Below are 20,417 nucleotides of genomic sequence, written 5' to 3'. Positions count from 1 at the left end.
ATAAAATGAAAAAGGAGCAATTGGTCTGCTCCCTTTTACCGGTTTGTTGAGAAACGATCGTTTCGAAAGTGTAACATTCCTTACATGATCAAGGGAAAGGGTTTTAGGAAACGACTCCCTTTCCAAGGGCGAACGGTGTGCCTCCTCGGGCGTTATCAGCCCTCCGGGGTCACACCTGATTCGTCTCTCCCTTAGGAGTATCGCCGTTTCCTAAAACCCTTTTTTGATAAATGATCACTGGACCTGGCGGCGTTTATGAGATCCTTTTCCACAAGGCTCCGTGATCAAACGGTTTCGAGAATCTCTTTTGGTTAAAAGGAAAGGAAAGCGTGACGCCTCCTGTGGGACGAGCAGAACAAAGAGATTTTCCGCCTCCCCCACTTAAAAGCAGCGCTTTTTCCAGTTCCTTTTTCTTCTTAGTCTGATAGAGGAACCATGAGATATCATGTGTACATCCATTCAAGTCTTTTCAACAGCTTGGAAAAAAAGGGAGCAATTGGTCTGCTCCCTTTTTGATATACTCAGCTTGCTGCATAAGGCATGCTTTCGTTATCGTCTTCTTTCTTTGTTTCACCCAGCTTCAAAAACTCTCCATCTGAAGGACGCTGCTCCCATTGAAAATGAGCTAATTGTTTATTTAAATCTACCACCATTCCTTCTAAATGGTCGGCTTCATTTTTTAATTGATTGAACGCATTCTGCTGCTCTTCAGCTGAAGCAGAAATTTCTTCTGTTCCTGCCGCTGTTTCTTCCGTTATGGCGCTGACATTCTCAACAGAAGAGGTTACTTGTGAGCTCTGCTCCTTCGACTCCATCATCCCTTTAACTAAATCGTTTAATTGCTGATAGATTGCATCCACCTGCGTGTGAATCACGTTAAAGGCCCCTTCAGAGGCGTTTAAGGATTGATGCTGTTGTTCAGTAAGTGTCATCGTTTCTTTCATTTCTTCCTCAATAGTGGTAACTCCTGATTTAATTTGCTGAACCATAGTAGAGATCTCGCCGGTTGCTTTCGTGGATTGATCGGCAAGCTTCCTTACTTCCTCTGCAACTACAGCAAATCCTTTCCCATGTTCTCCTGCGCGGGCTGCTTCAATAGCTGCGTTTAAAGCGAGCAGGTTCGTTTGTTCCGCAATTTCATTTACCAATTTCACGGTTACTTCAATTTGATCTGTATAACGGATAAATTCATTCACTGAACCTTCCACATTGGTGATCGACTGATTGTTTTTCTCCATGACCTGGCGCTGGTCCAGTATAGCTTCCTGACCTTCCTGTGCAGAAGAGAGCGCCTGTGTGCTTTTTTCAGAAGCAAGCTTGCTCTCCTCTGTATTACGCTCAAAATCACGGTTCATTTTGTCCATTAATGAGGCGATTTCCTGAATATCATTTGAAATGGACTGGCTTCCCTGTGCTAATTCATCAGTCGAACTTGAGACTTGCCCGGTAACCTCTGAGAGCCCTGCCATTTCCTTGTTCAGCTTAGAACTGAATTGTTCAACGTTGCCGCCAATGCGGTGTACTGACTGAAGGGTGGTTGTTAAGTTATCCACCATCGTTTGAAAAGCACGTTTCAGCTGGCCGATTTCATCATTTTCACGAGCTGTCGTTTCAATTCTTGTGGTTAAATCTCCGCCGGCTACTTGTGAAGCTTTATGAGCAAGCTCCCGCATCGGTTTAGCAATACGTGAAGTCAGGCGGGACGTAGCAAAAATGGATAATACGACTAACACTCCTGCTGACACGAGGGCAAAAATAATTAAATTACGAATCGAATCAGCCTGTGCGGCTACTTTATTGTCATACCAAGCCTGAGCTTCTTCCTGCAGATTATACGTATCATTTACTATACCAGCTGTACGTGATGCCTGCCTCTGCACTTCGTTATTGTCTTCGGCTTCAAGCGCTTCAATGGCGGTCTGCTGCCACTCCTCATATTTCGTCTGTGCCTGCTCATACCATTGTTCCTGCGATGCTGTCTGGATCATAGGGGACAAGTTTTCAAACGATTCACCTGTCGTCTCAATTTGAGTCAGCGCCTCCTCCTTAGTAGCTTCAGAAGGGCTGTATCCATATGTATCTAACGCCTGCTCGACTGAAACCAACTGGCTGTTTACCTCTTTTCCTTCTAGAAGAAAAGCCACGTCTTCGTTACTTGAACTCTCAAAGCTGATCATTTGAAACACGATATAAGAAATAAGCAGTAAACTTAACAAAAGAGGCAGAAGTGTCATCGTATATAAACGTTTACCTATCGTCATTGTCCAACCTCCTCGTCAATCCGTTCCTGTTCCTCATTCGACATATCAATTAACCGGATAGGGGCAAGACCGACGCCTTCTTCCTCAATGCCGAGCTCTTTCAATCCACCCTCGAGTTCCTCGCCATCAGCCAGCTGAGCCATGACATCATAGAGCGCGACATTTACATTCTTCATCATCGAAGACACAACGGCATCCTCAGCAACAAAGTATTGATCGCTGTCTGCGCCAAATGCATAGATTCCCAGGTTTTCCGCTTCCTTCATCACGCCGACACCCGTAAAACCAGCCGCATGAAAAACATAATCCGCATTCTCATCCGCCATTTCCCGGGTCAGCTCTGCACCTTTCGCATCATCGTCGAACGTCTCAGCGTATTCGACAAGCACTTCGGCCTCTTCATTTACTTCCTCGACCCCATCACGAAAGCCGGTCTCAAACCGCTCCACAACCTCAATCTTCTCTCCGCCGACAAATCCAACCACGTCCGATTCTGTCTTCATTCCTGCCAGCAGACCAATTAAATAACTGCCTTCATCCTCCCGAAACGTAATCGACGTCACATTCTCAAACTCAGAAACCGCGTCGATTAATACAAACTGCTGATCCGGATATTCTTCCGCAAGAGCATCGATAGACGCTTGAGCATCATAGCCAAGCCCCATAATTACATCGTGATCCTGTTCAATTAAATCTTCCATATGACCCTCGAAGTCTCCATCAAAAGGTTCACGATAATCGAAGGAAATATTCAATTCGTCCCTGGCCAGCTCCAGTCCCTGAAAGGCCGAGTCGCTAAACGAATCGTCACCAAGCCCGCTTTCTGTAACGAGAAGGCCGGCGCTGATTCCTTTATCGGCACTGGCCGAATCAGCTTCACTGCTGCTGCAGCCCGCTGCTGCTAGTAATAAAATCATTAAACCGAACCATCGGTAGGCTTTCATAAACTCAACTCCTAACGTAAGATGTCTGACATCCTGTAATATCGGTTAATTTTTACAAATGTAAATAGATGACCAAAAAAAAACGCCGACTCATGAGTCAGCGTTAGATGGAGAAATCAGTATAATCAGCACGGAGAGAGGGCGGATTCTCTTTTAAAATTAATTCACCATTAGCTAATGAAAATGTATGGTTTTCGACCTGGCTTTCTAATTGATAAATAGAGGGATACAGACTTGCAGCTGTCTTTAAGTTCTGAACACCGATGCAAATCCGGAGGAACCGGGATTGGTTTATTTCATGCTCGCTTGAAGGGACATTTTTACCAGTCCATTCAATAAGAAAGGGCAGAAGCAAATTTTCTTCACCGTTTGTGTGAGGAAAGAGCATCCGCCATTTCAGCAAAGATCCATCAGGACGTTTCCTTTCACCCGGAAAAGGGCCTTGGTAAGGGATGCTGTTTTCGTTAAAGTTCTTGACGTATTCATCCATGCAGGTGGTCCTGAGGGCGAACTGAAAGGGACCGAATTCACCCTGGTCAAACGTTTGTTTAAACTGCTGAATGAGCGGATTGTCTGATCTCGCTGCCTTTTCACGATCTAGAAGCCCGAGCCATTCGACGTAATTGTCGTTCGTAAAGTAGCACAGTTCATTGAATGTGCCCCAAAGCTTATGGTTTCCTCCTTCTACACCGAGAAGTCCATAATTCCGGGTGAAGGATTTCTGTTCTACCCCGGGCTGTTTAGAGGCAATCACCAAATGATCAAAAGCGAGCATGAATTGTTCACTCCTTGTTCAGCTGAAACGCTTCAGCAATTAATTGATAGGACTTCAACCGATCTTCAAAAGGAGAAACGATTGTATTGATAATCACTTCATCCACATTGTAGTAATGAGCCAGCCATTCGATTTCCTCTTTTACTTTGCCAGGAGAACCGACAACCATACGATTACGGTTATCCTGAATTTGCTGCTCTTCAAACACACTGTACGAATAGTCTAACGCTTCATCAGGGGTAGGAAAGCTGCGCTGCAGGCCGCCTTGTTCAATCTTTAATATCGCTAAGTCAAGACTTGAAGCAAGGAACTCTGCATGTTCATCTGTTTCGGCACACACAGCAAAGATAGATACGTTCCCATGGGGTTCTTTCTGCTGTACGGAGGGGTGAAAGTAATCAAAGTAACGGTTCATCGCCCGTGACCCTCCGTGTCCATTGATAAAATGGGCAAATGAATACGAAACTCCAAGTTCAGAAGCGACTCTGGCACTCGTGCCGCTTGATCCAAGCATCCAGATTGGCGGACTGCTCTCTCCTTTAGGTGCGGCGAAGATACCCATCCCGTGAGGGTCTTCTCCATAAAGATAGGAGAGAAGCTCGCTTAATTGTTTGGGGTAATCTTCAATGGATGGAATCTGGCCGCGGTTTAAAGCGAGATTCACATTAGGAACTCCCCCCGGGGAGCGGCCGACCCCTAAATCAATTCGTCCAGGGTAGAGCGTTTCAAGCACGCGAAATACTTCCGCAATTTTATAAGGGCTGTAGTGGGGGAGGAGTATACCACCTGTGCCAATACGTATACGGCTCGTCTGACTGGCTAAATGTGCAGCCAGAATTTCCGGAGAGGAACCCGCAAGTCCCTTTGTACTGTGATGTTCGGCTGCCCAGAAGCGGTGGAAGCCAAGTTCATCAGTTCGTTTAGCAAGCTCGGTTGTCTGCTGAAATGCTTCCTCTGGTGTACTGCCTGATAGAATAGGAGATTGATCTAGTACGCTTAACTTCATAAGATTGGCCCCTTTACTCGACGATGTTCTACTTAAACTACTATACATCGTGGCATGAGACTTTAACTTTTGCAAAAGCTTTCACTTGAAGAGAGCTGTTATCTATTAAAGATTCCGAGCAGGAAGTTCTCTTTCATAATCGCTTTTGAACCGTCGAAGAGCTCATCTTCTTTGACGTGGCTAAGATCGATTGGTGTGATAAAAGGGGTAAGGGTGCGGAATTGGCCTTCGGGTTCATCGGCAAGCTTCACCTGATTCTCCAGACCGTCTGTGATTTCCACAACTCCTTCCTCTTCTAACCCTGTCTCGATTTCTTTTCTTTCAAGTACACCGGCAGCCGTCATTTCCCAGGCGTATAGATGTTCACCCGTAATCAAAACGTCTTCATAAGCAGCAACTGCATCGGCCGCTTCATCTGTAATGACTTCAACATCCGTATGATAACCGGGTCTTATCTCTTCGTTTTCCTCAGTTAACGTGATTTCAAAAGGATATCTGCTCGCTTTTTGGACGTCTGTTTCCTTAGAAAACGTGTCGAGTTCAGCTATTGCGCCTGGAAGAGTAACTTCACCATCCTCTATATCTTCAACTGTGACTTCTGTCCGCATCTCTTCTTCAATAAGCTTCCGATCCTCTTCATTTACTTCCCCCTCAACGACAAGCTCTGTGGAAGACAGAGTAAGTATAGGAGTGGATAAGTCTTCTGACAGATCACGCACTACGCCTTCAAATGTACTGCGGACGGTGATCGTCTGCCCGGTTGTTGTCAGCTGATCAAGCTGGTCATTCACCATGGCCAGTTCAGCTTCCTTCTGGGCTCGTTCTTTTTCTTTATCGTTGATCGCTTCTTCCTGAATCAGCTCAGCCTCAGCTGTAGACTCTTCGTTATCATTGTCTTCACCGTTTTCCTCAGAGTCTTCATCTTCGTCAGATTCGTCAGACGGGAAAGGGGAGTCAAAGCCCTCGAATGAATCATCCGACCCTTCCTCGATCGTATAGCTTTCAAGCTCGGTAAGATATGTATCAATGGCCGTAATTTCCTCTTCTATTTTTGCCGCTTCAAGCTCAAGATCGCTAACCTGGTTCTCAAAATCGAGCACTTCGTAAGCGTACAGTTCATCCCCCTCACTTACCTCATCACCCACCTCCACAAAAAACTCCTGAAAAGCACCGGTGTTGTCGTCAAAATAAACAGGGGCGTCTTCATTGGAAGCAAATACACCACGGACGTCAATAGATTCCACCACGTCGTCAGTAAATGTACCTGACCAGTTATGGACGAATGATTTACGCTCAACAGCTTTTTCTTTATCAAAATAGAGTAATAGGCTGTTGCAGACAATAAAAAGAAAAACACCAGCTGCTATCCATTTCTTTCTGCGAGTTGACTTCATTATTCGATCATCCTTTTAAGAGAGTAATAGTTGTACGATAGTTTCATCGAAATAGACTAATGCCGCTGTTCCGGCCCATAAGATGATATTCCAAAGAATGACACCTGCTATGATCCACCATCTTCTTGATGGAGAGAGCCAGGTGATCGATTTGACTTGAAACCAAACAATGAAAAGCTGAAACAACGACAGTGATCCAAAGAAATAGATCATCCAATCTAAATGTGTAAAGTAAGAAGCGATGATACCAAATGATAAAGGCGATACATACCAATCAAGTCCCAGATAAATCATGAAAGGAATCCAGGTAAGACGCTCGACAAGCATCAATATCCATACGCTTAATTGAATGTTGACTATTTTTTTAAAAGGCAGGTCAAAGAGTAGCCAGAAAATAAAAGGGGGTAAGATCAATACTCCGAGGAATAAACTAAGACCTGCAGCGATCCGGCCGAATAAAAACCAAACTTTCTGGAATTCAAAGTCGATTCGGCTGAGAGTGCTTATTTCTCCTGATAGTGGATCGGTGCCCAGACCGGCCCAGGCTGTAGCTGCATATGTAAGAATAGTAAAAAAGAAGAGAAGAAAAAAAGTTTTCCAGAATCCACGAAGGCGTTCTGCTTTTCGCAAACTAACGAGCTGGTTACGCGGATGGAATAGTAGTTTAATAGAGCTTGTATAGTAGGTCATTGAACGTCACCTTCCTCATTACATCTAATCATAAGTGTAACTGAAAATTCTTAATCTTTCTATCGATTTTTATCAATAATTGGAAAAAGCCGCTTCATTTTGAAGCGGCTTTTGGATCAGACAGCGCGGGTAAGGGAGGCTGGTCATTCATTTTCTGTCAGCTTTTTGCGTCGTCGGTTAAGTTATTTTTCATTCTGTGCAGCCATGAGACGATGACCTGCTGCTCTTCAGAAGAAAAGCCCTTCGTAATTTCCGTTTCGATCTCCTGGATAATGGACCAAATGGTTTGATCCAGCTTTTCCCCTTTTTGTGTTAATCGAATCATCTTCGTGCGCTTATCCTTGACGCTTGACCCTTTTGTAATGCATTTATTCTTAAGCAGCGTTTCAATAATGCCGTTCATCGATGAGGCTTTAATATATAGACGGTTCTGCAAATCAGACTGACTCTGCTCCCCGTGCTTGGCCAGAAAGTAAATCACTTTCGCCTGCGCGTTGGTAAGGCCGTATTCGCTCAATTTATCATTATAAATATTTTTTAAGAAATGAGAGATGACATTGATATTATAGCCTAACAAAGGTTCGATTTGTCTATTCATTCTTCAGTCAGCCTCCTAAACTAGGATAAGTATATAAGTTTTGTGGGGAATGGTAAACCCCTTTGTTTATGGAGTGGACATACGTTTGATAGGGATGAAAACAGGCAATTATAATAAGACGGAGAACGGGGGAAGGAGGATGATGATGCCTCGTTATGAACGTGGGTTATTTATATACAACGGCAATTCGGGAAATGGACAATTAGAACAAAACCTTTCAGAAACCATCCCCGTTATCACAAAGGAAATCAAAGAATTGCAGGTCATACAGACGGAAACGCTGGAAGAGTTTAAAGAAACGTGCTGCAGCTATGGTCCGTATGTGGACGTTCTATTTATTCTGGGTGGGGATGGCACGCTGCATGAATGCATTAACTGTCTGGCGGACAAACCGGACAGACCAGTGATCGGCATACTTCCAGGGGGAACGTGTAACGATTTCAGCAGAGTGCTTGGTACCCCGCCGCAGATGAAGCAGGCAGCTGAAGCTGTGATAAACGGTGAGGAAACAAAAGTGGATATCGGTCAAAGTAATGATAATTATTTTATAAACTTTTGGGGAATCGGTTTAATTACGGAAACCTCGACAAATATTGATGAGGGGCAGAAGGATCGTTTTGGAGTTCTGAGCTATTTTATTAGTGCTTTTAAGACAATGAATCAGGCCGAATCTTTTCATTTTGTGTTAGATGTAGATGGGGAGAAGATTAGAGAAGAAGCCGTAATGGTTTTAGTATTGAATGGACGATTTATTGGAACGAGAGAGGTGCCGCTGCCGGAAGCCAGCCCGGAAGACGGGCGTTTTGACGTGCTCATTATTAAGAACTCGAACTTAACATTGTTCAGGGAACTGCTGTCGATGAACAAGCCCTGGTCCGATCCGGATAACTTTCAGGAGCTGTCGTATCTGCAGGGAAATAATATCAAAGTCAACGTGGAGAAAGAGCAGAAAGTAGATATGGATGGGGAGATAAAAGGAGCCACTCCTTCCCATATTCAAGTGCTGCACGGGCACTTTACGTTCCTGACCCCTGACCCGGCAGTCGCTAAGAATCAGGGAAGGCTGTCAAATGGACAGTGAAAAGATGAACTGGCGCTGACTTAGCAGGCCTCTATTTAAAGTCAAAGCGTTTTTTTCTATTGTTTGTCTTTTGCAAGCTCTGATTCTTTGATATATTAAACGTAACTAGAGGGCAGGATGAGAGGAAGAGAACTATGGACGAACATGAATCTTATAAACAGAAGAAACAGGACCCATCGTTAAAGCTGTTTGTTGTACTGGCAAAAGCTCAGCGTTCTATTGCAGATTTAGTGAAAGAGGATATTCAGGGTTATGGCTTAAACACGACGGAGTTTGGGGTGCTTGAGCTGCTCTATCACGAAGGGGAGCAGCCGCTGCAGAAAATCGGAGAAAAAATCTTATTAGCGAGCGGCAGTATTACGTATGTCGTGGACAAGCTTGAGAAGAAAGGGTACATTGAGCGTGTCCCATGTCCGAATGACCGGAGGATTACGTATGCCTCCATTAATGAAAAAGGAAGAGAGCTGCTCCACGGCATCTTTCCTGACCATTGGCAACAGATCGAGAAGATTACTGCCGGCTTAACAACGGAGGAGAAGAAACAGGCTATTGAACTGCTGAAAAAGCTTGGCACCTACGCAGATCAGCAAATTAACTAGACGGACGTTTTATTTTAGGTATAATAGAATATAACTAAGGACAGAAGGAGGGAATGAAGATGTTATCGAAGCACGTTATTGATCGTGAACTGCTCTATATCAATCGTGCGCTTTTTCATGATTTAACTGTACAAGGGATCAGTGTGTCCCAATTACCAGTTAAATAATGGAAATAGATAACGTCTCATACCTGATTGAATTATGATATTAAAGTCAGAGGTCACGGGACCTCTGGCTTTTTTTGGTCTTTAGGAGGATTTTATAAATGAATATTACACTAAAAGATGTCTATAAAATTATCGGTGGAAAAGTCTTATTTGAGTCGCTTACCTTTGAGTTATTGGAAGGAGAAAAAGTGGGGCTTGTTGGTCGTAATGGCAGTGGAAAGTCGACTCTTTTTCGACTGCTGACAAGAGAAGAAGAACTCGATGGAGGAAGCCTCTTTATTAAGAAGGGGCTTACGATCGGCTGCTTAAAACAAATTCCGGAGCAGTACAAAGGCACGGGGAGAGAGTACCTGCGGTCAGCCTTTCAAAAGCTTACTCAGTTATCTGACAAGATGAAGCAGTTAGAAAAGTCTATGCAGGATCCTGAACAGATGGAGAAAGCCTTGGTTCAATACGGTGAACTGCAGCAGCAGTTTGCTGAAGAGGGAGGCTATGAAATGGAAGCTTCCATCGACCAGGCAGCGAACGGACTTAAGCTCGCGTCGTTACTTGACCAGCCTTTCCATCTTCTAAGCGGCGGAGAAATTACCAAGCTGTCGCTGGCTAAAATTTTGCTGGAGCGTCCAGATGTATTGTTGCTGGATGAGCCGACGAACCATCTGGATCTGCACGCGATTGAGTGGCTTGAGAGTTATTTACAGAGATATAAAGGGTCCGTCTGCATCATCTCCCACGATAGAACTTTTCTCGATCAAGTTGTTACGTCGGTCATTGATTTAGAAGAGGGAGAAACGATGCGTTACAAGGGCAATTATTCGTCGTTTGAGAAACAAAAAGAAGAAAAGCTGCTAATTGAATTTCACCAATATCAGGAGCAGCAGAAGAAAATAAAGAAAATGAAAGAAGCCATACGAAGGTTAAGGCAGTGGGCCAATGAAGCCAATCCTCCAAATGAAAAGCTCTTCAGAAAAGCTAAGAGTATGGAGCGGGCACTCGAGCGTATGGAAAAGGTTGACCGTCCGCTTATCGATGCCAAGAAAATGACTCTTTCACTGAAAGCGGAAGAGAGAAGCGGCAAGGACGTAGTCGTCCTTGAACGCGCAGCTAAAGCTTACAATGGCCGGGAGATCCTAAGCGGTGTCGATCTTCATTTGCGTTTTCAGGAGCGGTTAGCGGTTGTAGGAACAAATGGCAGCGGCAAATCGACCCTTTTGAAGATTATCCTGAATAAAGAAAAGGCAGATAGCGGGCTGGTCCGCTGCGGGGAGTCTGTGAAAGTGGGCTACCTGCCGCAGAACCCGCTTCAGGATGTTGATGAAGCTCAGCGGATGATTGATTATTTTCGCAGCCAGATTATTGTAACCGAAGGGCAGGCCAGACACATGCTTGCCGCGTTTATGTTCTATGGATATGATGTCTTTCAAAAGATATCGCGCCTCAGCGGCGGCGAAAGAATGCGGCTGAAGCTGGCTGTGTTCATGCACCAGGGAGTAAACTTGCTCGTACTTGATGAGCCGACGAATCATTTGGATGTCGAATCGCAGGAAGTGCTGAAAGAAGCGTTGCAGCGCTTTGAAGGCACCGTCATAGGAGTCTCACATGACCGCCATTTTCTAAACGCCTGTTTCCCAGAGACGGCATACCTCGTAAATGGGCGGCTGCACCGCTGTCTGGGGAGCTATGAAGAAACAAGGGAGATTTGGCAGCAGTTATTAGAAAAAGTAGCAGCTTCGAATGCGCCCAAGAAAAAGGAATCAACAGGTGACCATCCAGCTGCGGGTTTAAACTGGGAAGAACAAATAATTCAGTTGGAGGAACGAGTTTTGCAAGAGAAAGATCCAGCGGTTCAAGCCGATATTCATGTTCAAATCGAACAATTGTATGCAAAATGGATGGATCAATAGCATAAAGAACAGCCTGCAGAAAGGAATGCAGGCTGTTTATTGTTATACCTACAACAGAGCAAGGTGCTTATGGCCGTCCTGTCGGTGGGCTTCATAATATTGAATTAATACAGGGAGGTAGCTCGTTAAATTCGGACAGCAGATGCTGGCTTTTTTTAAATCATTACAAGCGTTCTGCTGCTCGTATTTGCTGCTGCAAGTAAAATAGGATAATGCGTGCTTTTGAATTCCTGTTAATCTCCTGGATGTTTCAAATGATAAAGCGGCCTTCGCTAAAGGAAGGGGAATAGTGAAGCTCGGAGTCTTATGGAGATAAAGGTTCGCAAACATCCGGTAAATGTTATGGGCGGTATGCGGAGCCGGGTCTGTAAGGTGGTAGGTCTTCCCGATACTCTGAGGCAGGTGAGCTAAGTAAACCGCAGCTTTTGTAACAAAGTCCTGAGGCACAATATTGACATAGGCTTCTCCTTGACCAAAAGCAGGCAGGAGGGGCAGCCGCTTTAATTGATGTAACAAATTCAGAATAAAGTAAGGGCCGTCGAATTTCATCGTTTCTCCTGTCTGTGAATGACCAACGACAATCCCGGGGCGGAGGGTAGTGGTCGGAAGGATGGAGTTATATTGCTGTACCAGACGTTCTGCTTCGTATTTCGTGTATTCGTAATGGTTTTTGAAACCATGGGTATGGCTGAGCTCGTGTTCAAAAATCTTCCCTTCGCGTTTTCCCGAAACAAAGGCGCTGCTGAAATATATAAAATGTTCTAAAGCCGCTGCATGCCGAAGCCATTCGAGTACATTTCTTGTACCATCCACGTTAATTCTCCAGGAAGGTAAGAGAGGGGCAGCCAAATCATACAGGGCAGCTAAATGAAAAAAGTGAGTAATCTTTAGCAGCAGCGAAGCAGACCGCTCGGAGGTCAGTCCTAAATGAGGTAACGTAATATCTCCCTGTATCAACTGGACATGGTTTTCTTTTAGGAATCCTTCCTTGAGCAAGCTGTCCAACTCGTATTCTGCTGTATCTTTTACTGATGGATGATACAAAAGGTATAACTGATCAATCGGCTTCCCCTGGTTTGATATTTCTTTAATTAAATTAGTAGCGAGATAGCCTGGAAATCCTGTCAGCATGTAATTAGGCAAGTGGACCTCTCCTTTCTCTATTACTAAGTTACTTCGCTGTCTCCTGTGAAATTCCTGCGCGGAGAGCGTGATACTGTTTATTTTTCGGGGGATAGGGAACTTTACAGTAATAGATTGTCAATACGTAAGGAGGCTGGCACGTGCGCGTTTTAGTCATTGGAGCCAATGGAAAAGTAGGCAGGCATATTGCATATAAATTGAAGGAAGCTCACTATACCCCTGTAGCTATGGTAAGATCCACCGAACAAATTCCTCAATTCGAGGAAAAAGGAATTGCTACCGTACTCGGAAACCTGGAGAAGGATTTTGAATCTGCGTTTTACAACATTGATGCCGTGATATTTGCGGCAGGATCAGGACCTGATACAGGAGCAGACAAAACGATCTTGATTGACCAGGAGGGAGCAATTAAGGCAATTGAGCGGGCGAAGCACTTTGGAGTTCAGCGGTTTGTGATGCTGAGTTCGATGGCTGCAGACCGTCCGGAGTCCGGTCCAAGCGGGTTAAGGCATTATCTATATGCTAAACACCGGGCCGATGAGTATTTAAAACAGTCTGGATTAAGTTACACGATAGTACGTCCCGGCCGTTTAACGAATGAGGAAGGCACAGGCAGGGTTCAGCTGCAGGAGCATATGAATAATTTTGGGGAAATTCCTCGTGAAGATGCAGCCGAAGCGATTGTTCGTTTATTAAGTATTCCTAAAGCTGAGAATAAAAGCTACGACCTGATCAGCGGAGAACAATCCATACAAGAATTACTCTTATAAGGAAGTGGTGAAGACTACTGTTGGGTCCTCATCTATATAGAAGCTCCGGATCGCGGGGGTGTTCCCATTTCGGCAGATAGAAAAAGGTGGAATGTACAAGCGGCCTCGTCGGTTCACTGAGGATTCCTCCCCGGACTTCGTAGTTCTGAAGCAGGCTGACCACTCTGAATCTATTACTCTGCCTGATTGAGGACCATTTAAAAGGTTATTAATCCAAACGATGGTACGTTTTGGGAAAATGCAGGTTTAAAAAGAGAGAAGCCGGGTATTTATATAGTGAGTCAATAGAACTAGATGCAGACATGGAAGAGGAGGACCACCGATGAATCAACAAAGAGTAGTGGTTTATACGAGTGATCATTGTACCCACTGTAAACAAGTTCTCTCCAAGCTAGAGGAGTGGGAGATAGATTTTAAAGAGAAAAATATTTCGCAGGATCGAGCCTATTTTAAAGAACTGCAGCAACAAAAGATTTACGGCACTCCTGCAACGTTTATAGACGATGAAAAAGTACTGGGCTATCAGGAACGGGGCTTAAAACGAGCATTAGGTATTCAGGATGCGGGCCGGTTTCAAAGTGCAGATACCATTCATTTTTCATAAGAGTTCAAGTGATGTGCTGTCACTTGTTTTTTTTTACACTTTTTTAAAACGGTGTCATAGCCTATAGTATTAAACGTAAAGGGGGTCCTTCTATGTATCCGCCGTACAACCCGTACTATTGGCAGCCGCCTCAATCACTATACGGTAATGAGGCAATCGACCGCAGTTACAATGAATTATACAATCAAGTGCCGTATGGATGGGATCCGGGCATGTATCAAGCGCAAGGTCAACCTCAGGGTCAGCCTCAGGTTCAACCACAAGGTCAACCGGGCATTCAAGCACAATATATGCAGGGATATGGATATCCAGGTTATTATGATATTGGAGCTTATGGCATGCAGAAAAAGAAGATGATGGCTTATTTTCAGGATGAGAATGGGCAGATGGATTTTGATAAAATGATGAACACGACTGGGCAGGTCGTACAAACGATTCAACAAGTATCACCTATGGTAAAAGGAATCGGATCATTTGTGAAAGGGCTGCGCTAATTCGCAGTCTTTTTTACATATTAGAAAGAGTGGTGGGAGATCAGTGAGTACAGGGTGTCTATGTATCCATGGTTACACAGGAAGTCCTGAAGAGGTGGAGCCTCTAGTGGACTATTTACATTTGAGAACCGATTGGGAGTTCAAAGTCCCGACGCTGCCTGGTCACGGGACGGAGCTTGATTTACGGGGTCATTATTATCAAGAGTGGATTGCGACAGCAGAGCTCGCATTACTCGATTTAAAAAGCCGTCATGATACTATTCTCATCATCGGCTTTTCAATGGGGGGAATGATTGCTTCTTACTTAGCAGCTAAACATGAAGTTGACAGACTTGTGCTGCTGTCAGCTGCTTTAAAATATATCAGCTTTCCTCAGCTCGTGAAAGATACGTTTGGAATAGCTGCAGATGCATGGAAAGGTACCTTGACCAACAATCCATTGTTTGTACGTTATCAAACGAAAATGAAGCAGACTCACTTTCTGTCCAGCTTTGAATTCATGAAGTGCGTCGAGTTTACAAAGCCTTACCTTCAATATGTGAAATGCCCGACGTTAATTTTTCAAGGTAAACTGGATGGAATGGTACCGAGCAGAGCAGCTAACTTTCTGGAACAGGAAATAGGCTCCTCCCATAAGAAAGTAGTGTTTCTGCCCAATTCCAAGCATTTAGTCTGTCATGATGAAGACCGTGATACTCTTTGTGAAAGCGTATTGTACTTCTTAAGTAAGCTGTCCTATGAGAAGAAGGAAACGGAGGTGGGGGTTTATGGGTCATAATTGAGATTTATGGGCGAAAACCGAGGGTAGTCCAACCCGCTTCCGTGCGGGGGACAGCCTGGCAAGCCCTGCGGATCTCGCCAGCCTCATTCCCGCGGAAGTCTCGCTGTGATCCATTCAACCCCTCTATTCTGAGGTTTCAGGCACGCACTCTCTGCCTTTATCTAGGGCAAGGAATAGCTCTCCTCACAAATGAACAGAGTCTAATCTTTAAAAAAGGCAATAACTAGACCGCTTTCGCCTGCATAGGTTGAAATTAATGGGCCGGTTTCTGTGAAGATGGAATCTTTGAATGGGTATTTCTCTTTAATGGTCTGCAGGACGGAGTGTCCCCGTTCCTCATCATGACTGTGGGACATTGCAATCACTTTATCTTCAAAGTGATGGGCGTATTCCCCGATCTGCTCGACAAAGCGGCGGAGAGATTTTTTATCACCGCGAACTTTTTCCGTAACTTCAATCGATCCTTCGTCTTCGGTTGCTTTCATTAACAGCTTAATATTCAGCGTTTTTGCAATCGTTCCTTTTACTTTATCTAACCGTCCGCCTTTTATGACGTTCTCAAGTGTTTTTAAAATAAACAGCGTCGTCGTTTGTTCGATTTTAGCTTCCATATGGCGTACGATCTCTTCGAAAGGCTTGCCCGCTTCAATTTGGCCGGCTGCTTCATGAACGAGTAAAGCGATCCCGCAGGAAGCGGTCTTCGTATTCAGGACAGTAATCTTTCGGCCGGGTTCTTCTTCTAAAAGCATATCCCGTCCCATAACAGCACTGTCATACGTACTGCTTAAGCCTTGGGTTAATGCCAGCACAAGAATAGGTGTACCGCCTTCGACCTGTTTGTATTTTTCGTAAAAATCATAAGGGCTTGGTGATGACGAGGTCGGAAGCTCGTCTGAAGCTTTTAATTTTGTATAAAATGTCGGCAAGTCAATGGTTACCCCCGTTTTATACTGTTCTTCACCAAAGTGAATATTTAAAGGTACTACTTTAAGATGGTGTTCTTCAATCATCTGTTGTGGAAGATCGGCTCCTCCATCAACAATAAGTTGAATCGACATCTGTTCACCTGCTCTCCGGTATTAATCGTACGCTCTATCGTTTAGTATAACAGACGCACGTTCCTTAAGACTTTCCTGAGTGATGGGTAAGCTTCGGTTTCATCATTTTTTTCGTACTGATAATAAACAGCATAAGGCCGAAGATTACAATAGATCCGCCGAGCCATTGGGCCCAGGAAATTCTTTCACCTAGTATGATAAAAGCTAATATCGCTGCTCCAATGGGTTCTAACAAAATACTCATCGATATTTTGGAAGCACTGATCCAGCGTAATGACCAGTTGAACAATGAATGGCCAAAAAAAGTTGGAATTACAGCCAGACATAAATAGATGAACCATTGATTACCGCTATACCCTGTTAGTGGCACATGTAAGCCGATGTTGTAAAGCAGTAAAGCAGCCGTAGCTACAAAATAGACGATAAACGTATAAGAAGTCATGGATAAGCGTTTACGCAGATTTTGTCCGACCAGGAAATATCCTGTTACCATAACAGCTCCGCCAAGCGCCAGCAGATCTCCGTATAATGCGGTTCCGCTGACTTGGAAGTCTCCCCAGCTGATTATGACGCTTCCTGTAACCGCAATAATCATACTTAAAACGGCACCAGCTGAAAACCGCTCTTTAAAAAAGAGAAACGTTCCAATAAAGGCGAAAATCGGCTGCATGGAAACGAGAACGACAGAACTGGCAACAGAAGTATAATTTAAAGATTCAAACCACAAAATAAAGTGGAGAGCTAAGAAAACACCTGATACAGCAGCCCATCCCCAATCTTTTCCGGATACCCCTTTTAGGTCAGGCATGTGTTTAAGAAGAACATAGGGAGCCATTATGATTACCGCAAAAGCCAATCGGTAAAATGCAGTAATAGAGGATGGAGCATCGCCGGCCAGCTTGACGAAAATCGCCGAGGTTGAAATTGAGATGACCCCAACGATTAATAACAGTATGGGATGAAATGGAGGCTTATCCATTAAAAGGCCCTCCTTTTTAGTTAGTTTAGGATGACGACAGCTTAAGCGTAATGCCGTTTTCCTTAATTTTATCACTGTTACGATTGAAAAGCATTTGAAAAATGTGTAGAATTAATACAGTTATGTGTGTTATGATGGAAGAATCGTTCAGGCAAGTATGTCGAAGCCTCTCCGTAATTTCAGGACAGAAGGCTTTTTTCACTTGTTATAACATGTAAATCTATTTCGGGTCTAACAGCATCGAGGCTTATCATACTTCAATCAAGTAGAGTGGAAGGCGAGCCTCAAACGGTTAGATGCGTAATTCTAAACTGACCACCGTGTTCAACGGCTGGAGGTTTCACTTTATTTAAAAAGGAGTATGAAAGTATAGTGACAACATTTAATTCATTAGGTTTGTCAAAACCAGTACTAAAAGCATTAGATTTTATGGGTTTTGAAGAAACTACACCAATTCAAGAACAAACGATTCCGCTCGGGCTGGAAGGTAAAGATGTCATCGGGCAGGCGCAAACAGGAACTGGTAAGACTGCAGCGTTTGGTATTCCGATGATCGAAAAAATTGATAAAGACGTTCGCTCCGTTCAAGGGCTGGTTATCGCCCCTACACGTGAACTTGCGATCCAAGTGGCTGAGGAAATCAACCGTCTTGGAAAAAATAAAGGCGTTCGTGCGCTGCCGATTTACGGCGGATCGAACATGGACCGTCAAATCCGTGCGTTAAGAGACAATCACATCGTTGTTGCGACACCTGGTCGTCTGCTTGACCACATTCGTCGTAAAACAATTAAGCTTCAGAGTGTGCATACTGCCGTTTTAGATGAAGCGGACGAAATGCTCAACATGGGATTCATTGATGATATTCGTGACATTCTTAAATCCCTCCCTGAACACCGTCAAACCTTACTGTTCTCGGCTACAATGCCTAAAGAAATCCGTGACATTGCTACGAAGCTTATGAAGCAGCCGGAAGAGGTCAAGGTAAAAGCGAAGGAAATGACAGTAGAAAATATCGAGCAGTATTATATTGAAATTCCTGAGAAGCATAAATTTGATACGTTAACTCGTATGCTTGATATTGATGCGCCAGCTTTAGCAATTGTCTTCGGTCGTACGAAGCGCCGTGTCGATGAAGTTTCTGACGGTCTTCAGGCCCGTGGGTTCCTTGCAGAAGGTATTCACGGAGACCTTACACAAGGAAAGCGTATGTCAGTTCTGAACAAATTTAAAAAAGGACGCATTGAAATTCTGGTTGCTACAGACGTAGCGGCTCGTGGACTTGACATCTCTGAAGTATCTCACGTATATAACTTTGATATCCCACAAGATCCAGAAAGCTATGTTCACCGTATTGGACGTACAGGACGTGCAGGACGTAAAGGGAAGTCAATTTCCTTCGTTACACCACGTGAAAAAGCACAGCTGAACTTAATTGAGAAGCTGACAAAGAAAGAAGTGGAACGCCTGAGCGTGCCATCTTCTGATGAAGCTCGCCGTGGTCAGCAGCAGATGGCTGTCGATAAGATTGTCCAGACGCTTGATCAGGAAGATGTTTCTAAATACCAGCAGTCGGCAAGCGAATTATTAGAACAGCATGATGCTTCTGATATTATTGCGGCTGCCCTGAAACAGATGACGAAGGAACGCAGTGAAGTTCCTGTCAGGCTTTCATCCGTTCAGCCGATCAGTGTTAAAGGCGGCGGTGGCGGCGGTCGTGGTAAAGGCGGCAAGAAGCCTTACCGAAAAGACGGCAAACGCCCTTATAACAAACAAGGCGGCAATTCCCGTAACTATAAAGGTAAAGGCAACCGCAGCTTCCAGAACAAAGGACGTAACAACTCTAAATAAACACCAAAAAGCCCGATCATAGCGATCGGGCTTTTTGTTATGATGCAAAATCAATATTTAGAGCTGTTTGCCTCAAGGTTACATAAAAGCAAGGAGGACTAAGAAGATGATAACCCCCCAAAGAAGATATTTACCATATTTTTTAAGAGTCACGTTCGAACGTTTATTCCAGCGGTTCGGATTAAAGCCGATATCCTTTGGCTCACGATTCGCAAATTTGGACCTGTTCTGCCAGACTGAAAAAGGGCGCGCCTTTGTCAGCAGGGGAGGAGCTATGGCGAAACCGCCGATCAAACCGAATAAGTGAGCCCAAATGTTTATACCTGAGCGGGAGAAAGTCATAAATAAGCCTAGTACAAGCATGACCATGATTATTTGAGTATTTGCATATCCCATTAACGATTTACGATAAAGCACCATAAAGAGGTAAACGCCAAATATTCCAAAGATAGATCCTGAAGCGCCTAGATGCTGATAAAAAGCGTCAGGAGCCATAAAGTAAGTACCCAGGTTGCCGGCAATACCGGCTGTCAAATACATAAGAATGAATTTTGTCTTACCGAGCATCTGCTCTAGTGCCGGTCCGAACAATACGAGCGAGAAAGAGTTAAACAAGGCGTGCGCAAAACCACCGTGAAGAAATATAGGAGTCACGAGCCGCCAGTATTCGCCCTGACCGACTAAATAGTTATTGCCGATCCCTTCCCTCAATATCTGCATCGCAAACGACAGTTGAAAAATGTCAATAAATAACCAGAGCACGAGATGAATGACGATCAGCCCTGAGACAATAGGGTAAAATTTTATAAATTCTTGAAAGCTTTCCGTACGGACAAACATGTGCGACTGCTCCTTCATGTGAAAGGTTATTAATCACTATAATCAAATAATGAAAGAAGTATGCTTTTTGATCAAAGAGAAGATCGGGTATACTAATCACAAACGATTTAAAGGAAGATGACGATGATTAAAGGAATTGGAATTGATCTAATCGAACTAGATCGTATTAAACAAAGTATAAAGCGTAATCCTCGTTTTGTTCAACGAATATTAACTAAAGAGGAGCGTAATTATTATGAGCGGCTGAACGACAGGCGTCAAATAGAGTTTCTTGCTGGAAGATTTGCGGCAAAAGAAGCGTTTGCGAAAGCTGCAGGAACGGGTATTGGTACGATAAGCTTTCAAGACATCGAAGTTTTGCCTGATCAGAAGGGGGCCCCTCATATTAAAGTATCCTCTTATTCTGAACTTTCAATTTGGGTTGCGATTACCCACAGTGAACAGTATGCAGTGGCCCAGGTGATCCTTGAAGAACGTTAAG

The 20,417-nt window shown here is 44.2% G+C and carries 21 protein-coding genes; 10 read left to right on the top strand and 11 right to left on the bottom strand.

What is annotated here, in order from left to right; translation table 11 throughout:
• Nucleotides 1-521: 521 nt before the first annotated feature.
• The 7 genes from LF822_RS20260 to LF822_RS20230 all read right to left on the bottom strand — a co-directional run bounded on the left by LF822_RS20260 (nt 522) and on the right by LF822_RS20230 (nt 7,668).
• Nucleotides 522-2,261: a methyl-accepting chemotaxis protein gene (locus LF822_RS20260; protein WP_253925915.1), complete on the bottom strand. Its 1,740-nt coding sequence runs from the start codon at nt 2,259-2,261 to the stop codon at nt 522-524.
• Nucleotides 2,258-3,205, bottom strand: coding sequence for a BMP family lipoprotein (locus LF822_RS20255; protein WP_253925914.1), 948 nt, complete (start codon nt 3,203-3,205; stop codon nt 2,258-2,260). The genes LF822_RS20260 and LF822_RS20255 overlap by 4 nt, the downstream gene beginning before the upstream one ends.
• A gap of 103 nt (nt 3,206-3,308) precedes the next feature.
• On the bottom strand, nt 3,309-3,980 hold the full coding sequence (locus LF822_RS20250) for a VOC family protein (protein WP_253925913.1): 672 nt from the start codon (nt 3,978-3,980) through the stop codon (nt 3,309-3,311).
• Nucleotides 3,981-3,987: 7 nt separating this feature from the next.
• Nucleotides 3,988-4,986 (bottom strand): LLM class flavin-dependent oxidoreductase, encoded by a 999-nt coding sequence (locus tag LF822_RS20245; protein WP_253925912.1) that lies wholly within the window; start codon nt 4,984-4,986, stop codon nt 3,988-3,990.
• 98 nt (nt 4,987-5,084) lie between these two features.
• Nucleotides 5,085-6,380: an efflux RND transporter periplasmic adaptor subunit gene (locus LF822_RS20240; RefSeq protein ID WP_253925911.1), complete on the bottom strand. Its 1,296-nt coding sequence runs from the start codon at nt 6,378-6,380 to the stop codon at nt 5,085-5,087.
• 15 nt (nt 6,381-6,395) lie between these two features.
• Nucleotides 6,396-7,070: a hypothetical protein gene (locus LF822_RS20235; RefSeq protein ID WP_253925910.1), complete on the bottom strand. Its 675-nt coding sequence runs from the start codon at nt 7,068-7,070 to the stop codon at nt 6,396-6,398.
• 157 nt (nt 7,071-7,227) lie between these two features.
• A complete protein-coding gene (locus LF822_RS20230; protein WP_253925909.1) occupies nt 7,228-7,668 on the bottom strand; it encodes a MarR family winged helix-turn-helix transcriptional regulator in 441 nt (146 codons plus the stop codon).
• 145 nt (nt 7,669-7,813) lie between these two features.
• On the opposite strand from LF822_RS20230, the gene LF822_RS20225 reads away from it, so the two are divergent.
• The 4 genes from LF822_RS20225 (at nt 7,814) to abc-f (ending at nt 11,419) form a co-directional block, all read left to right on the top strand.
• Nucleotides 7,814-8,749 (top strand): YegS/Rv2252/BmrU family lipid kinase, encoded by a 936-nt coding sequence (locus tag LF822_RS20225; RefSeq protein WP_253925908.1) that lies wholly within the window; start codon nt 7,814-7,816, stop codon nt 8,747-8,749.
• Nucleotides 8,750-8,883: 134 nt separating this feature from the next.
• Nucleotides 8,884-9,348 (top strand): MarR family winged helix-turn-helix transcriptional regulator, encoded by a 465-nt coding sequence (locus LF822_RS20220; RefSeq protein WP_253925907.1) that lies wholly within the window; start codon nt 8,884-8,886, stop codon nt 9,346-9,348.
• A 59-nt stretch (nt 9,349-9,407) separates the two neighbouring features.
• Entirely contained in the window at nt 9,408-9,515 is a 108-nt protein-coding gene (locus tag LF822_RS22990) for an RAxF-45 family protein (RefSeq protein ID WP_305881987.1), read from the top strand.
• A 98-nt stretch (nt 9,516-9,613) separates the two neighbouring features.
• Complete coding sequence (gene abc-f, locus LF822_RS20215; protein ID WP_253925906.1) at nt 9,614-11,419, top strand: ribosomal protection-like ABC-F family protein; 1,806 nt, start codon at nt 9,614-9,616, stop codon at nt 11,417-11,419.
• 48 nt (nt 11,420-11,467) lie between these two features.
• Here the strand turns inward: abc-f and LF822_RS20210 are convergent, their stop codons facing one another.
• Nucleotides 11,468-12,562: an SDR family oxidoreductase gene (locus LF822_RS20210; protein WP_253925905.1), complete on the bottom strand. Its 1,095-nt coding sequence runs from the start codon at nt 12,560-12,562 to the stop codon at nt 11,468-11,470.
• A gap of 140 nt (nt 12,563-12,702) precedes the next feature.
• Here LF822_RS20210 and LF822_RS20205 point away from each other — a divergent pair, with 140 nt between their 5' ends.
• The 4 genes from LF822_RS20205 to LF822_RS20190 all read left to right on the top strand — a co-directional run bounded on the left by LF822_RS20205 (nt 12,703) and on the right by LF822_RS20190 (nt 15,208).
• Nucleotides 12,703-13,332 (top strand): SDR family oxidoreductase, encoded by a 630-nt coding sequence (locus tag LF822_RS20205; RefSeq protein ID WP_253925904.1) that lies wholly within the window; start codon nt 12,703-12,705, stop codon nt 13,330-13,332.
• Between the two features lie 322 nt (nt 13,333-13,654).
• Nucleotides 13,655-13,936 (top strand): glutaredoxin family protein, encoded by a 282-nt coding sequence (locus LF822_RS20200; RefSeq protein ID WP_253925903.1) that lies wholly within the window; start codon nt 13,655-13,657, stop codon nt 13,934-13,936.
• Between the two features lie 92 nt (nt 13,937-14,028).
• The gene (locus LF822_RS20195; RefSeq protein ID WP_253925902.1) at nt 14,029-14,430 is read left to right on the top strand and encodes a YppG family protein; all 402 of its coding nucleotides are present in this window, start codon (nt 14,029-14,031) and stop codon (nt 14,428-14,430) included.
• 43 nt (nt 14,431-14,473) lie between these two features.
• Entirely contained in the window at nt 14,474-15,208 is a 735-nt protein-coding gene (locus LF822_RS20190; protein WP_253925901.1) for an alpha/beta hydrolase, read from the top strand.
• 203 nt (nt 15,209-15,411) lie between these two features.
• Here LF822_RS20190 and LF822_RS20185 read toward each other — a convergent pair whose 3' ends face one another.
• A complete protein-coding gene (locus tag LF822_RS20185) occupies nt 15,412-16,269 on the bottom strand; it encodes a DegV family protein (protein WP_253925900.1) in 858 nt (285 codons plus the stop codon).
• Nucleotides 16,270-16,333: 64 nt separating this feature from the next.
• Entirely contained in the window at nt 16,334-17,248 is a 915-nt protein-coding gene (locus LF822_RS20180; RefSeq protein ID WP_253925899.1) for a DMT family transporter, read from the bottom strand.
• A 372-nt stretch (nt 17,249-17,620) separates the two neighbouring features.
• Here LF822_RS20180 and cshA point away from each other — a divergent pair, with 372 nt between their 5' ends.
• The gene (gene cshA / locus LF822_RS20175; RefSeq protein WP_253925898.1) at nt 17,621-19,096 is read left to right on the top strand and encodes a degradosome RNA helicase CshA; all 1,476 of its coding nucleotides are present in this window, start codon (nt 17,621-17,623) and stop codon (nt 19,094-19,096) included.
• A gap of 78 nt (nt 19,097-19,174) precedes the next feature.
• On the opposite strand, the gene LF822_RS20170 is transcribed toward cshA, so the two are convergent.
• Nucleotides 19,175-19,936 (bottom strand): rhomboid family intramembrane serine protease, encoded by a 762-nt coding sequence (locus tag LF822_RS20170; RefSeq protein WP_253925897.1) that lies wholly within the window; start codon nt 19,934-19,936, stop codon nt 19,175-19,177.
• A gap of 123 nt (nt 19,937-20,059) precedes the next feature.
• Here LF822_RS20170 and acpS point away from each other — a divergent pair, with 123 nt between their 5' ends.
• Entirely contained in the window at nt 20,060-20,416 is a 357-nt protein-coding gene (gene acpS / locus LF822_RS20165) for a holo-ACP synthase (RefSeq protein WP_253925896.1), read from the top strand.
• Nucleotide 20,417: the final 1 nt, after the last annotated feature.

Origin of the sequence: Halobacillus sp. A5, assembly GCF_024189315.1 — a bacterium.
GTDB lineage: Bacteria > Bacillota > Bacilli > Bacillales > Halobacillaceae > Halobacillus_A.
This window is presented reverse-complemented; position numbering and strand designations above follow the sequence as displayed.

What these genes read in the sequence shown, in the direction of transcription:
- LF822_RS20260 (WP_253925915.1), bottom strand. Translation starts at nt 2,261, where the DNA reads ATGACGATAGGTAAACGTTTATATACGATGACACTTCTGCCTCTTTTG.
- LF822_RS20255 (WP_253925914.1), bottom strand. Translation starts at nt 3,205, where the DNA reads ATGAAAGCCTACCGATGGTTCGGTTTAATGATTTTATTACTAGCAGCA.
- LF822_RS20250 (WP_253925913.1), bottom strand. Translation starts at nt 3,980, where the DNA reads ATGCTCGCTTTTGATCATTTGGTGATTGCCTCTAAACAGCCCGGGGTA.
- LF822_RS20245 (WP_253925912.1), bottom strand. Translation starts at nt 4,986, where the DNA reads ATGAAGTTAAGCGTACTAGATCAATCTCCTATTCTATCAGGCAGTACA.
- LF822_RS20240 (WP_253925911.1), bottom strand. Translation starts at nt 6,380, where the DNA reads ATGAAGTCAACTCGCAGAAAGAAATGGATAGCAGCTGGTGTTTTTCTT.
- LF822_RS20235 (WP_253925910.1), bottom strand. Translation starts at nt 7,070, where the DNA reads ATGACCTACTATACAAGCTCTATTAAACTACTATTCCATCCGCGTAAC.
- LF822_RS20230 (WP_253925909.1), bottom strand. Translation starts at nt 7,668, where the DNA reads ATGAATAGACAAATCGAACCTTTGTTAGGCTATAATATCAATGTCATC.
- LF822_RS20225 (WP_253925908.1), top strand. Translation starts at nt 7,814, where the DNA reads ATGCCTCGTTATGAACGTGGGTTATTTATATACAACGGCAATTCGGGA.
- LF822_RS20220 (WP_253925907.1), top strand. Translation starts at nt 8,884, where the DNA reads ATGGACGAACATGAATCTTATAAACAGAAGAAACAGGACCCATCGTTA.
- LF822_RS22990 (WP_305881987.1), top strand. Translation starts at nt 9,408, where the DNA reads ATGTTATCGAAGCACGTTATTGATCGTGAACTGCTCTATATCAATCGT.
- abc-f (WP_253925906.1), top strand. Translation starts at nt 9,614, where the DNA reads ATGAATATTACACTAAAAGATGTCTATAAAATTATCGGTGGAAAAGTC.
- LF822_RS20200 (WP_253925903.1), top strand. Translation starts at nt 13,655, where the DNA reads ATGAATCAACAAAGAGTAGTGGTTTATACGAGTGATCATTGTACCCAC.
- LF822_RS20195 (WP_253925902.1), top strand. Translation starts at nt 14,029, where the DNA reads ATGTATCCGCCGTACAACCCGTACTATTGGCAGCCGCCTCAATCACTA.
- LF822_RS20185 (WP_253925900.1), bottom strand. Translation starts at nt 16,269, where the DNA reads ATGTCGATTCAACTTATTGTTGATGGAGGAGCCGATCTTCCACAACAG.
- LF822_RS20180 (WP_253925899.1), bottom strand. Translation starts at nt 17,248, where the DNA reads ATGGATAAGCCTCCATTTCATCCCATACTGTTATTAATCGTTGGGGTC.
- LF822_RS20170 (WP_253925897.1), bottom strand. Translation starts at nt 19,936, where the DNA reads ATGTTTGTCCGTACGGAAAGCTTTCAAGAATTTATAAAATTTTACCCT.
- acpS (WP_253925896.1), top strand. Translation starts at nt 20,060, where the DNA reads ATGATTAAAGGAATTGGAATTGATCTAATCGAACTAGATCGTATTAAA.